Origin of the sequence: Enterobacter cloacae complex sp. Mu1197 (assembly GCF_040059225.1) — a bacterium.
Taxonomy (GTDB): domain Bacteria; phylum Pseudomonadota; class Gammaproteobacteria; order Enterobacterales; family Enterobacteriaceae; genus Enterobacter; species Enterobacter quasiroggenkampii.
In genome coordinates, this window is sequence record NZ_CP157375.1 from 626,483 (window position 1) to 639,829 (window position 13,347).

Sequence of the window (13,347 nt, forward strand, 5' to 3'; positions counted from 1 at the left end):
GGTTTAATAAGTCAGCGTGATAATCACGTCATCAATAAATTCCCCGGTGCCGGTTAGCGGCTGCGCCGGGACCTCGCCGTAAACGGTGTAGTTCTGGGTGCCGCCTGCGGGATTGGTGACCTGCAGCGCATCGCCGCTGCTTTGATCTCCCCAGCGTTGCGTGGCCGCCTCATCCTGCCAGAGCCCGTAGCGCAGGCACTGGCCCTCGCTGTTGCAGAGCTGCCGCTGGTTACCGCTGGCATGGTTGCCTTTGCCCATGGCAAGGGTGAACGCGGTTCCGGCCGGACAGCGCGTGGTGAGGGTGGCGGTGGAACGCGTCGGACGCAGGGTCGCGGTGCTGGTCAGGGTGCCGAAGTTAAGGGGCGTCACGCGCTCGATGTAGCATCCCTGGCTGATTTCGGCCTGCGCGCTGGTGCCGCCCTGCACCTGCTCCCCCTCTGCGGAACCGTCCGAGCAGTTTTGCAGGGCATCCTGACGCAGAGCGCTGTGCCAGGCGATACGCAGATTCATGTTGTAGTTGTAATAGTGGTAGGCCGGAAGCTGGCTTTGCCCTGCCGGAATGGTAGCGATAAGCGGAAAGGTACCGCTAACATTGGCATTGCTCTCCGCGGCCAGAGTCTGCTGAATCAGGTTCCCGCTGCTGGCAGGCCCCAGCTCCTGAGAGCGCGCTGCACCGTTCAGCAGGCGGAAGAGGAGGGTGTACTGTTTCCCCTCCTGATCCCCCGGCGAGATCATCTCAAAGGGCGGGGCGTCTACGCTGCTCAGGCAGACGTTGAGATATTCCGTCCTGCCCTCGTTGTCGGCCTGGCAGCTAAACTTGACCTCGGTGTTGACGGAGGTGGTATTGCCCGCCACGACGTTGCCAAAGTTAATGGCGGGCATGGACGTAATCCAGCAGGCTGCCGCCATCGCCTTCACGGACAGGGCGAGCAGCAATAATAACGGCGCTCTTAGTGACACAGTTGTTCTCCGATATTCTGTATAGATGATCCGGAACGCGGCGCCGGAAGCGTGACCCGGCACTCCCCCTCACCGGTCTTCACCACCAGCTCACCCGGCAGGGGCGGATCTTCAAGCCAGATAAAGCCGTCGCGTCCCACGATGGTGGCACCCTGCGGCGTTGACACGACGCTGCCCAGCGGGAGCGGCCTGCGGCGGCCGTCGACCAGCCGGGCCTGAACCGTGACGGCGTGATGGACATTGAAATCGACTTTCACCGCGCTGCTGTTGCCCGGTCTGGCATGCATGTCGGTGACGGGGGCGATCACATCGGCGGGCAGATCGAGCGGGTTAATGCTGACTTTGCTGTTGTGGTAGCGCGGCAGGTCGGTCAGCAGGAGATAACCGTCCTCATCCGTTACACCGGCCGGGCGGTTTTCCAGCATCACCGGTACGTGCCCAATACCGTGCGTGGACACCAGCGCCATGCCCTGCTGGATGTAGCGCAGCGCGTGCAGGCTGCCGTCCAGCAGCGTCAGGCTACCTTCGGCGGAGGCGTACTGGTTGCCCTGGCTGGCACCTTGCTGCAGCCCAACGTGCCATTCGCCCGCGCGGCCCAGATAGCCTACGTCCGCATATCTTTCACGTCGTTCGCCAAAGCCCTGGCCCAACTCCCATGACCAGCCGCCGGCCTCATCGTCCGGCTGGTGGCGGTAATCCATGCGCGGCGTATCCCGGCTGGCCTGAGCGGAGAGCGTGTCCTCGCGACCCAATGGGACGGAAAACAGCAGCTGAACGTGACTCGACGCATCCGTAAACGAGCGGGTATAGCTCAGCGTGGTGGAGATGTGTGCCGGCAGCGACACCGACCAGGAGGCGTTGAGGTAGCGCTCTGTGCTGCCCTGAATGTTCTGCTGTACCCAGCCCGCGCCCACGGTACCGAAGTGGGGGATGGACTGGCTTACCCACACGCTGTCGCTGCGCCTGACGGGCGCGGCACCGCTCATGCGGGCGTTGTCGGCGAAATCCGCCTCGGTACGGACGGTGCTGGCAGAAATGCCCGTTCCTCTGCCGTTCCACTGCCAGCCGAGGCCCCACTGAACGCCTTGACCGTAAGGGCTGTCGCTCACGGCAACGTGCTGGCTGACCACCCCTACGGCGGGAGAGACCAGCCAGTCAGCGCCCGTGCCCACGTTGTGCAGCCTGCGCTGCTGCTCCGTATGCAGCGCCAGCGTCAGGTGATTATTCACCCCATAGCGCCAGCCTGCGTCCAGCAGCGGCGAGGCGGCATAGTCGTCGGAGTGCAGGGCGTAGTTTTCGCGCATCCAGCCGATGTCCAGCGAACCGCTGCTGAGCCCTTCCGCCAGCATGCCCGGCGCGCCGTAGAGATCGAGCTGTACGGCGCGACGCTGGCCGTTGATATCGGTAATGACCACCTCCGCCTGCCCGCTTCCGGTGAAGGAGGGCAGGGTATCCAGCAGAAAGTCTCCCGGCGTGACGCGCTGGCTGCTCTGCTTAAGGCCGTCGATATACAAATCGACCGTGGAAGGCAGTACGGCCGTGTCGCTGTAGCGGCTGCGCGGTTCGGTATTGAGCTGGGGATTGAGCTCAAAGTTACGTGCCCAGTGCAGCCCGCCAAAGCGCACCTGTCGGCTCCAGCGGGTACCGGTGGTGACGCTGTCGCCCAGCGCCAGCGTGGTCAGCGAGTCGGTGTTATCCCACTGCCAGCGGGTTTCGAGACGCGTGTGGGTCGGTCGACCGGCGCTGTTTTCCTCCCCGGCATGGCTTGAAAAACTGCTGCTGAACGTTCCGGGCAGCCCGCCGGACGCGGTCAGCATGGTCTGGGCGTTGAGCTGGCGCTTCCCCTGCACGTCGCTGGCGTAGAGCGCGTATCCGAGCGTATAGGCGCTGACGGGCTGCGCATCAGGATAGCGGTACATCGGCGTGGGCTTCGAGACGGTCAGATGCTGTTGGCCCTCGAGCGCGTCGGCCTCTGCGGTAATTGACACCTGCTGGGACAGCACGTCGAGATTGACCTTCAGGCCCGGCAGGGAGGTCAGCTCAACCCACCCGGCGCGATCCTCCGGGGCGTGAAGCCCCAGCTTTTTCATGTCGCTGCGGCTTATCCATAGCGCATTATCCACCACCCGGCAGGCCCAAAGTTCGCCTCGCGGGGCGTGGTTCACGGTAATGGCCAGCCATTGCACGGTGTCGGCGGGGTCAGTCCGGGCTGACAGCATGAGCGGTAGCCAAAACAGGAGCGCGAGAAGCGAGCGGGCGCAGAGGTATCTGGCTGGCATGATGGTCATCATTGAGATAGACGCGCAGCGTGCTGAGCGCGTGACGTGTGGGCTGCTTGAGCGATAAAAGGGCGGTTTGTCCCGGAAGCACATAGCCCGCCAGGCCTTTAATCGACCCTACAACTTTCCCATCGGCCGTCAGGGCCTCAAGGTGGCTCAGGCGGATGTGGCGGTTTCCGGCATTAAAGCAGCGGAGAGTGGCCGGTATGTCTGCCTGCTCACAGCTCAGGGCATCGTGGCTGACGGGCGCGCTCTGGCTCCCGGCAATAAACACCGGAATCGAGTAGCGCAGCAGGAAGTGTACCGCGGAGGGGTTGGCGGCACGGGACGCGGCGTCCGGCAGTTCGTCGATGACCAGCCGGTAACTTTGCTCCTGCGCACGGTTGCCGGGCTGCATGACGATAATGCGCACCAGCTGCTGCTGGCCCGGCGCCAGTGATGTCATCGCCGGGCTGCTGACCACCTCCCCGGTGGCCACCAGCACATCTTTACCGTTTTTTTGCGTCCATTCGTATACCCGAATCTGCGCATGGATAGCCGCTTTCCCACTGTTAGTGAGATAGACCGCCGCTGCCCGCTGGTCGCTCTGCAGATCGAGCGTTACCGGGGCCACCTGAAGCGTGGCGGCCAGCGCGTAGCGCGACAGCAGCGCCAGCATCATGAGCCACAAAATGAAGCAGGGAAGGTAGCGACGCACGATCAGTACTCCAGTTTTAACGTGATATCGTCGCTGTAGTTCCCTGCCTGGGCGGTTGTCAGCGCCCCGGCGTCAATGACGCCATACAGCGTTTCCTCCTGTTCCGCACCGTTGCCGGTATCGTCCAGGCCATTCGTACCGGTGATTTGCGTCTGTTTGCCTTCGTCAGCAAAGAGCTTCCACGCAATCTTCTGCGCGCCCGTTTCGCCATTTTCCGGCTTCAGCCAGAAGGTACCGTTTTCGCCGTCGTTGCTGGTGGCGGTGAGGGTGAACGGCGTGCCGTTGGTACAGACGATATCGACCTGCGTTTTGGTCTGGATTTCACTCGACTCATCGGAGCCGTGACGCGAGAAGTTGAGGTCGTTGGCTTTGAGGGTGCACGACTTCACAACCTCAAGTGAGACGTGCATCGTCGCGCTTGCGGTACTGTCTGCGGCGATCGCAGCAGCAGGAAGCAGGAGAGCGGAACAACATACAACGGTGGGAATAATTTTCATGATCTTATTTCCTGACGTGAGTAACAGTGCAATTACAAAGCGAATGACTGAGCGTCCAGCAGGCAGCGTTTTTGATGGCATTCCGCCAGGTTGTGGCAGCAAAAAGTGGGGCAAGGCCATAAGCAGGCGTTGCCGCGCAGAACGATGACCCGATCGCCAGCATTCGGAATGAAAGGGGTCATTTTCTCCCCCACAGATAGCCCTGGCCGTAATCGGCCTCGCTGGCGCGGGCCAGCGCGAAATCACCCGCGGTTTCGATGCCTTCGATCAGTACCTTGCTGGCGACGCGCTTGCACTCGCGGGTGAGATGCAGAAACTTCGCCTGCTCGGTCCGTCCGTTCCAGAAGGTATGTTTGTCAATTTTGATGCCGCAGAAGCGGATCTGGCTGGTCAGCAGGTCGGGAAGAAGGTCTTCGCAGACATCGTCTGCCCACACTTCTGTCCCCCACTGATGGAGCGTCGCTATGCATTTTTGCAGCCCCCGGCTTTGCGTATCGTCGAGTTGGACCATCGTATGGAGATCGGTGATCTCTATAGCAAGTCTCTCCGGGCACGGGGTTTCTTCTTTTAGCCTGTCGAGGAAGTCCGTTTCCAGCAGTAAATCCGATGTCGCATTGAGATAATACTTGTCGCCATCCTTGCAAAACATGGCGTGACGAAGCTGCGCAAAGAAGTGCGCTTTACGCTGCGTCGCCGACATCGAGCCAAAGTAATCTTCAAGATTGACGTTGGGCTTTGCCGTGGACAATACCTCCCAGGCAATCACATTTTCACTGCGCAGTGCCCGGATGGATTCGAACTTATAGCCGGTTAGCATGATAAACGTGCGTAACGCTCCGTGGTGATTTCAGGAGCTGCACATTTTATGGATTTGGTTTTTGGCGGGATATTTATAGATAAAAATGGCTTATATAAAGTGTTTTTATCTAATTTATAAGAATTATATAGGATTATTTATTTTCATAAGCGCCCGGCAGAACGCCGGGCGCGACGCGCATTAACCCGCTTTGCTGATGATTTTGATTTCGACCATGCCGATCCCGAGCTCACGCGGTGAGTGACCAAGGATATTCCCCTCGTTCGTGGACTGCGGGTCCGGCGGCACGATGACCAGGGTATTGCTGCGTGAAGGATTCTCAAAATGCAGCGTGTGCGTGCTCACGTCGTTTCCAAGCGTTAACGTCTGCTCCCGATCGCCCACGCGCACGGGGACGGGCTTGTTAGCATTCGGCCCATAGGCCCTGGCGGTGATCACCAGGTCGAACTGTTCCGGCAGGGGATGGGTGTACTCAATTTTCACCTCATTGCCCAGCTGCGCGTTGGACCAGCGTCCCCAGGACTCCGGCCGCGATATGCCGCTAAACTGCTTCACTTCTTCCGGCGCGCCGGCCACGTTAAAGATAAAGCTGTCCGCTTTGTAGCGAATATCGTTGTCGACGATTTTCAGCATGTCGACGTTACGCTGATAGCGCGCGGTATCAATCACCGTATCGTTGAAGGCGGTTTTGCCTTTCCAGTTTGCCTTATCCACGTGCTGCACGGTTTGCTCGCCGCCGAGCTGGCCCTGAGAAACGCACCAGTCGGTAGAGAGCGCCAGCGGCTGCGACCAGAGCTGGCCCATTTTGTAGCACCGGTCGACCCAGACGAAGTTATCGCGTGGCGCAAAATCGGCCAGCTGATAGCGCAGCGGCGCGGAATACTCGCTTTCTGGCAGCGGCTCAACGCGACCCTCCGACACGCGTACCAGCAGCGGCAGGCGGAAGTTGCTGGCCGAGAAGGCAATGGTGTTTTTATCCCGATCGACGGTGAAGTCCTTCATCTCTTTCGGGAAGTTCCACAGGCGGATGATGTCTGGCTTCCAGGCGAGGATTTTTTCCTTCATGTTGAGGAACACTTCCGACAGGGATTGCCCCGACAGCGTGCTGCGGCCCAGGCCAATAAAGTTGTCGCCGCCCAGGATGTCCAGCACGGTGGCGCCGTTATCCATAGAGTTGCGTTTGGTGGCGATCTCCTCCTGCTGCGGCTGGTCGCCGCGCAGGACGAAGAACAGATTGCTGCGATCCTGCTTGTTGAGCTGGTCCCACGCGCTGTTTTTCATCGCCAGGTGATCGGACGAGACGACGATGACGGTGTTTTTAAACCAGGGCGAGGCTTTGATTTTCTCGACCAGCGCGGCAATGTGCTCCTGACTGCAGGTGACGGCGCTGAACGATTTGTTGTTTTTACCATCAATGTCATAGCTTTTGCGCTTGCAGGTGCGCGAGACAAACCCGTCCGGATGGTGAGTGTCCACCGTCAGCGCAAAGATAGAGAAACGCTTGCCCGCGCGGGACAGCTCCTCGAATTTCTTCCAGGTTTCGTCGAGTACCGTATCGTCATAGAAGCCCCAGTCGTTGCGGTAGCTCGGATCGGCAACCGTCGTTTTTAACTCTTCTGAGCCGTACAGGTGGTCAAAACCGTGGGATTTCAGGAACACATCTTTTCCGGCGAAGCGCAGGTTTGCTCCCTGCACAAAATAGTTTTCGTAGCCGGAGTTTTTCAGGATATCGCCGAGGCAAATATTCTGCGGGAAGAAGGTCGACATGGAGGCTGAGGCGTTACCTTCAAAAGGCGCGAACAGCGGGATACCACACTGGGAGGCAACCATACCGGCAATCGTGTAATCCGTACCGGGCAGCTGCATGGTGTGGCTGAAATCGAGACCTTCATTTTTCAGCGCACCCAGATCTGGCGTCAGGTCCGGGAAGGCATCGTTATCAAAGTACGTACGCTCCAGACTTTCACCGTAGATATAGACCAGATTGAGCGTCGGGTTAGCGATCGTTTTCGACGGCTCTTTGTAGTAAGCCGCGAAATCCGGATCGCCGTCGCGTGACTGGGATTTCACCAGTTCGGTGATCTGATGGAACGCCGGGCTGGCGTCGACGGAGGCCAGCGCCAGGAATAACGCCAGCAGGCTGTAGCCATGATGGTGCGGATGATGGCGACGTCGACGCAGCACCCAGGCCAGCGCGCCAAAAATGGTGACCAGCGCAACGACAAGGCCGAGCCCCGGCAGAATGTACTTGCTTACACCCGCGCCCGTCAGGCTGTTTGTCAGCGTGTAGAGCACCGCATCGTTAATGCCGTCACCGGTAAAGTAATCGCTGGCGTATAAGGTAATGTTTAAAATAATAAAAATGCCGAGCACCACCAGCGTGGCGATAAACCACCAGGTGTGACGGCCGGCTTTCCAGGCGTAAACGCCGACAGAAGCCAGAAAAAGGATAAGAGACATGAATTCAGACAACAGCATATCCTCGTGACGCCAGATGCTTCGCTGGCTAACTGTTTATTTTTTGGGTCATACAATGTAATTGCGATGTCGTTAAGCTGCAATTTTAGTGTCACGAAAGTGTGCTGTTGTTAGGATTTGGTTTAGAAAATCGTTTTTATGAAGACGTGCACATCCTGACAAACGGACGCTGAGACGGTGGCAGGCAGGAAAAACGCTCATTTAGCGCCGCGTTGCAAGACTATCGCATTAAACGCGGCGTGTTGTGGCAGAAAATGGGGTGGATCAGGAGATGAAATTAACGCCTTGTTTCAGCACCAGATCGCAGGCTTTGGTTTTCACCTGTTTGGCCAGAGAAGAGTTGCCGAGGGTGCTCAGGTTAAGCTGCTGACCGTTCTGCGCGTTAAGCAGGCCCTGAATGCCGTCCATATAGTTGGTGTCCGCTTTTTGCTCCTGGGTATCCAGACCCAGTTTACCCAGCACCTGGTTTTTCACGTTTTGCGCGTCGGTCACGGAGGCCAGCTTTTGCTTGGCGCAATATTCCAGAATCCCCGCCGCGTTGTTCATCGTGCCCGCGCTCAGGCTCTGACCGCTGTTGCCCAGCAGGCTGGTGAGGGAAGAGGCGGAGAGTCCGCCCTGCGTGCTGCTGCTCTCTTTGGTCAGCTCGTTTGCTGCGCTTGACAGGGACTCCTGCCAGGTCGCCGCCTGCGCTGCACCGGTTACCAGCAGCGCGCCTAAAAAGGTGCTGATTAGAATCTGTTTTTTCATCATGGCTCTCTCAAAAAGGTCCGTTTTGGGCCGAAGGGGTTCCAGTATATACCTGCGACCTGTCGGCGATTCCTGGAACTGTCTTAATACTCTTTCCCGGTGACGCGGCTGCGGTAACTGTCCCAGTCGAAGATGACATACAGGCTGTTACCCAGCTTCATGCGGTCCATGACGCGTTCCCCCAGCAAGCGGGTCATCTCGTCGATGTTGTGGTTTGTCAGCATGCCGGTGGGGCGTTTGGATGAGGAGCGGCGATCGACAATCTGGTTAATGATCACCTTTTCATAGCGGGATTCCGTCTGAACGCCAATCTCGTCGATGACCAGCAGGTCGACATTACTCAGATCGTTAAGCAGCTGTTCTTCGCTGGTTTCGCGGTTGCTGAAGGTGTCTTTCATCGCGGACATGATATCGGCCACGGTGATGATCAGGACCGATTTACCGCGCAGAAGCAGCTCGTTGCAGATGGCGGCCGCCAGGTGGTTTTTGCCGGTGCCCGGCTTGCCGCTAAAGATGAAGCTGGCGATATTGCCGTCGAATTCATCCACGTACTGCCGCGCGGCGGCCAGCGCGTTCATCTGCCCGGTGGTTTCAATTTTATAGTTATCGAACGAGCAGTTCTGGTGCAGGGGACGAATACCGGAACGGTTAAAGGTGCGCTGCATTTTCATCGCCCGATTTTCGCGGGCGAGCGCGGCGGCGCGGATCTTACCTTGCTCTTTTTGCCACGCCAGCAGCTCTTCACCGGTGGTGAAAGCAGGCTTCACGTTGGCAGGCATCATTTTTTGCAGACGTTTCATCAGGTCGCCGACGTTCTTCATTTCGCACCTCGGAATCCGCTGGGGATCTGTTTATCCGGTTCTGAAAACGCATTGATATCGCGTTTTGGCTGGCCGTTGTTGCCGGCGCGGGTAATCTGGAGATGACGCGCGAGCTTTTGCTGCCACTGAATGTGGGTGAACACTTTCCCTTCTGCCTGCCACCAGGCGGTAAACGCGGCAAGCTCTTCCGCGGTGGCTGGTTGGGTTAACGCAATGCCCCACAGCGCGGCCTGCCGCTGAAAATCCGCATCCGGTTGCCAGCCCGCATAGAGGGCAAATTTGCCCATCGGAACGGTAACGGGAACGTTAACCGGTTCATCAAAGAACTGATTATCCAGCGTGACATCGCTTGCCGGGCGTGACAATTGCGCTTCGATCTCCAGAAGCTGTGCCAGACGTTCCGGTGTGATTGCGTAAAACGCCGGCGCGTTGTCGGCAAAAACCGCAACCGTGCCGCCTTCGGCGTGGGTCAACACACCGCGAGGGTCGCGCATAAAGGCATCAATACCAGCAATGCTGGTGGTCAGAATTCTGGAGGACATAACGCTTACTCTACTGATGACTACGGGCGTGATATGGGCTTATGGTAGCACAGAGAGGGGAAAGGGAAGGAGGGGATTTCCCCGGCGGCGCTGCGCTTCCCGGGGCTACAGTTGTAGGCCTGATAAGCGCAGCGCCGTCAGGCCGTTATCACGCGATGATGTTCAGCGTGACGTCGATGTTGCCGCGGGTTGCATTAGAGTACGGGCAAACAATGTGCGCCGCATCGACCAGCTTTTTAGCTTCCGCAGGATCCATACCTTCAACATGGATGTTCAGTTTTGCTTCAATACCAAAACCGGTAGGCAGCGGGCCAATACCCACTTCGCCTTCAATAAAAGCATCTTTAGGCAGGGTAAATTTGTCGCGAGCGGCCACGAATTTCATCGCGCCCAGGAAGCAGGCAGAGTAGCCCGCGGCAAACAGCTGCTCAGGGTTGGTCACGTCTCCCCCCATGCCGCCCATCTCTTTTGGCACACCCAGTTTGACGTCCAGTACGCCATCGGAGGAGGTGGCTCGGCCGTCACGGCCACCGGTGGCTTTTGCTTTGGCGGTATAAACAACTTTTTCTAAAGACATGGCAGGTTCCTCATCTTGTTTTAACGTGTGCTATTAAATAGCGTGCGATATATATGGGTAAATAATAACGCGTAAAGTATAGCGTTACGCGCGGTGTAGCTGTTGTCGCAAAAGTTCGAGCTGCTGTTTGAGCGCCAGCAGGGTGTCAGTATCACACTGCGCTGCGCACCCCACCGCATGGGGGATACCCAAAGCCTGCTGCTGGAGCTCACGTCCCGCTTCACTCAGGGTGACGGCGACCTGACGTTCGTCTTTGCGTGAACGGTGGCGGTTGATGAGCCCGGCGCTTTCCAGACGCTTCAACAGCGGCGTCAGGGTCGCAGAGTCAAGGAACAACCGTTCACCGATGTCCGACACCGTCATATCATCCTGCTCCCACAGCACCAGCATCACCAGATATTGTGGATAGGTCAGGTTCAGCGGTGCCAGCAACTGCCGGTACAGCTTGTTTAGCGCCAGATTTGCCGAATAGAGGGCAAAGCAGAGCTGGTTATCCAGCTTGAGCGCAGCGGTTGCATCGTTCGTTTTCGCGTTCATGAGATGAATATAGATAGTGCGCGATTTAATTGCAAGCAATTTTATGGGCAGGTGTAACGGAGCGCCACCTGAACGGCCATTTTGCGGTAGTGCTGGCGCTGCACCTGCTCGTCTGCGCCTTCTTCAAACAGCAGCGTAAAGGTGTAGCTGTTGGCAACGTAGTGAAAGCTGAAGCTGCTTATCAGACGATGAAGATCGCGGGGGTCAACCGTCTCACTGAAGAGCTGTTTTTCTTTCCCCCGGCGCAGGATCTCCTCCAGCAGGTCGAGCGCGCTGCGATTGACCTGGCGGAGATAGCTCGACTGCTGCATAAAGCGGCCGCGCTGCATGTTTTCCATGCAGATAATCCGGATGTAGTCAGGGTGGTCGGCATGATAGTCAAAAGTGGCTTCAACCAGATTGACCAGCGCTTCGACCGGGGGCATTCCCGTCAGGCTTAGCGCTTTTTCACTGGCGCGAATCTGGGTGTAAACATGTTCCAATACCAGGAGATAGAGGTTCTCTTTATTCTTGAAATGGTAAACCACCATGCGTTTGGTGGTGCCCGCTTTCTCTGCGATCTGCTCCATCCGTGCACCGTTCAATCCGTACTCGGCAAAAAGCGCGATGGCGCTCTGAAAGATTTTCTCTTTCAGGCTGGATTCTTCACTGTGATCGGGGTGTTCGCTGCCAGGGTTAGCCACATCCTTTCCTTATTTTCACCAAACGGACCAGACGGATTATCTCCACGGCAGCGAAATAACACAAATATCAAACGCGTGGGCGTTTGCGGTACAGCCACAGGCCGGGGATCGACAGCCCGATGGAGAGCGCGCCGACGATGGAGGACGCCTTAAGAAAGTTGCTCAGGAGGAGGATCATCTGAGGCTCGGTATAGCCGAAATGGCTGATTTTCACCGCGGAAATCATTGCGGTATAGGCCGATATGCCCGGGAACATCGGGATCACCGCGGCAACGGTGAACACTTTGGGATGTGCCAGGTACCAGCGCGACCACTGAATGCCGATACTGCCGACCAGCATGGAGGCCATAAATGTCGACCATTCGATGTTAAAACCCGCCGTCATCATCACCATGCGTGAACCATGGCCAATCGCGCCCAGCAGGGCACACCACGGCAGAGCGCGTTGCGGGACGTTAAATACCATCGCGAAGCCGATGGCCGGAATCGCGGCCAGAAGCATGTCCTGCGCCAGTGCCAGCAGAAAATCGATCACGCCCATCCGCGTAACCCCCAGAGTGTCATGGCCATGACCACGCCGATGCAGGTCGCCAGCGTCAGCAGGCTGGCGATCGCCCAGCGTGCCAGACCGGTATTGATGTGCCCTTTAAACATGTCGGCGACGGCGTTGATCAACGGAAAGCCTGGAACCAGCAGAAGCACGCTGGCGGCCATGGCAACGGTCGGGGTGTTGGCAAACTGCGGCAGACGCAGCAGCAGGCCAGAAACCGTGGTGGCGACAAATGCGGTAATGCAAAAGTTAATTTGCGGGTGCAGCTGCCGATGCGTCAGCAGCTGGCGAACATACATGGCGATACTGCTGGCGAAAAAGGTGATGATTGCTCCGTCCCATCCGCCTTTGTTGAGCTTACAAAAGCAGGCGCACGAGAGCCCTACCATCAACACGACGAGCCAGCGCGGATAACGTAATGGCTTGATCTGGTTGAACCGTTTTTCAATCTCCCTGAGATCGAGAAGCTTATGTTCAGCGAGGATGACAATGTGCTGCACTTCGGTCACGACGTGCATGTTTATGCCGCGGTCATGGTTTTTGCGCGTGGAGGTCAGGCACTGACCGTCTTTGATCGTGGTCAGCACGATGGCATTGGATGAGATGGCACTTTCGACGCTGTCCATCCCTAGCGCCAGCCCCAGCCGGGTGGAAAGCTCCTCAACCAGCGCGCTTTCCGCGCCGTGCTGGAGCAGAAAAAGACCGCACTGAATACATAGCCGCGTGATAGCACGCTGCGTTGACCGCTCTGCCTGCATGTCGTGTCCTGAAAAAGATGGAGAGGTTGCCGGTTAGCCCATAATGAGTACTTTTAGCACAAAGTGCAGTCCCTCTTGCTGTGGGCCAGATCAAGGTTTGTGCAAACAGTGGCAGCCGGTGTCGTGAAAGGGGGCGGGATTAATTTATTAATGCCGTGAATTATTAATATCAAAATATAAAATATTTGTATTTAGTTATTCTAATTTTAAATTGTCGTTATTTTAATGACTCCACAATTAAATTTTATTTCGCTTTGTGAGATATTACTGCTGTTTAGGCATTTCTTAAACTAAGCATACATCTCATCTTCTGCTTGTATTAACCAGTCTTACACTCAGGGACGAAATAGTCATACGTTGATGTGTTTTAACGTTACTCATCAAATGAAAAATGGACACGGAGG

At 57.2% G+C, this 13,347-nt stretch carries 14 protein-coding genes; all 14 read right to left on the reverse strand.

What is annotated here, in order from left to right; all coding sequences use genetic code 11:
- Positions 1–3: 3 nt before the first annotated feature.
- The 14 genes from ABFV38_RS02935 to ABFV38_RS03000 all read right to left on the reverse strand — a co-directional run bounded on the left by ABFV38_RS02935 (position 4) and on the right by ABFV38_RS03000 (position 12,943).
- Positions 4–960, reverse strand: a complete 957-nt coding sequence (locus ABFV38_RS02935) for a spore coat protein U domain-containing protein (RefSeq protein ID WP_262790838.1) — start codon at positions 958–960, stop codon at positions 4–6.
- Positions 951–3,239 carry a fimbria/pilus outer membrane usher protein gene (locus ABFV38_RS02940; RefSeq protein WP_348958453.1) on the reverse strand — a complete coding sequence of 763 codons (2,289 nt, stop codon included), beginning with the start codon at positions 3,237–3,239 and terminating at the stop codon, positions 951–953. Before ABFV38_RS02940 ends, ABFV38_RS02935 begins: the two co-directional genes overlap by 10 nt.
- Complete coding sequence (locus tag ABFV38_RS02945; RefSeq protein WP_235402638.1) at positions 3,160–3,936, reverse strand: molecular chaperone; 777 nt, start codon at positions 3,934–3,936, stop codon at positions 3,160–3,162. Before ABFV38_RS02945 ends, ABFV38_RS02940 begins: the two co-directional genes overlap by 80 nt.
- 2 nt (positions 3,937–3,938) lie before the next feature.
- Positions 3,939–4,433, reverse strand: coding sequence for a spore coat protein U domain-containing protein (locus tag ABFV38_RS02950; RefSeq protein ID WP_348958455.1), 495 nt, complete (start codon positions 4,431–4,433; stop codon positions 3,939–3,941).
- Positions 4,434–4,611: 178 nt separating this feature from the next.
- Positions 4,612–5,250, reverse strand: a complete 639-nt coding sequence (locus tag ABFV38_RS02955) for an EAL domain-containing protein (protein ID WP_348958457.1) — start codon at positions 5,248–5,250, stop codon at positions 4,612–4,614.
- Between the two features lie 180 nt (positions 5,251–5,430).
- Entirely contained in the window at positions 5,431–7,722 is a 2,292-nt protein-coding gene (gene opgB, locus ABFV38_RS02960) for a phosphatidylglycerol--membrane-oligosaccharide glycerophosphotransferase (protein WP_348958459.1), read from the reverse strand.
- A gap of 270 nt (positions 7,723–7,992) precedes the next feature.
- On the reverse strand, positions 7,993–8,475 hold the full coding sequence (locus tag ABFV38_RS02965) for a DUF2501 domain-containing protein (RefSeq protein WP_196346956.1): 483 nt from the start codon (positions 8,473–8,475) through the stop codon (positions 7,993–7,995).
- 83 nt (positions 8,476–8,558) lie between these two features.
- Positions 8,559–9,296 carry a DNA replication protein DnaC gene (dnaC, locus tag ABFV38_RS02970; protein ID WP_008502094.1) on the reverse strand — a complete coding sequence of 246 codons (738 nt, stop codon included), beginning with the start codon at positions 9,294–9,296 and terminating at the stop codon, positions 8,559–8,561.
- The gene (gene dnaT, locus ABFV38_RS02975) at positions 9,293–9,838 is read right to left on the reverse strand and encodes a primosomal protein DnaT (RefSeq protein WP_048225551.1); all 546 of its coding nucleotides are present in this window, start codon (positions 9,836–9,838) and stop codon (positions 9,293–9,295) included. The genes dnaC and dnaT overlap by 4 nt, the downstream gene beginning before the upstream one ends.
- Positions 9,839–9,986: 148 nt before the next feature.
- Positions 9,987–10,415 (reverse strand): organic hydroperoxide resistance protein, encoded by a 429-nt coding sequence (locus ABFV38_RS02980; RefSeq protein ID WP_008502092.1) that lies wholly within the window; start codon positions 10,413–10,415, stop codon positions 9,987–9,989.
- A gap of 84 nt (positions 10,416–10,499) precedes the next feature.
- Entirely contained in the window at positions 10,500–10,952 is a 453-nt protein-coding gene (locus ABFV38_RS02985) for a MarR family transcriptional regulator (protein ID WP_023293337.1), read from the reverse strand.
- Between the two features lie 41 nt (positions 10,953–10,993).
- Positions 10,994–11,635: a TetR family transcriptional regulator gene (locus ABFV38_RS02990; RefSeq protein ID WP_348958463.1), complete on the reverse strand. Its 642-nt coding sequence runs from the start codon at positions 11,633–11,635 to the stop codon at positions 10,994–10,996.
- A 67-nt stretch (positions 11,636–11,702) separates the two neighbouring features.
- Entirely contained in the window at positions 11,703–12,176 is a 474-nt protein-coding gene (locus ABFV38_RS02995; RefSeq protein ID WP_045907727.1) for a threonine/serine exporter, read from the reverse strand.
- The gene (locus tag ABFV38_RS03000) at positions 12,167–12,943 is read right to left on the reverse strand and encodes a threonine/serine exporter ThrE family protein (RefSeq protein WP_048028601.1); all 777 of its coding nucleotides are present in this window, start codon (positions 12,941–12,943) and stop codon (positions 12,167–12,169) included. The genes ABFV38_RS02995 and ABFV38_RS03000 overlap by 10 nt, the downstream gene beginning before the upstream one ends.
- Between the last annotated feature and the right edge of the window lie 404 nt (positions 12,944–13,347).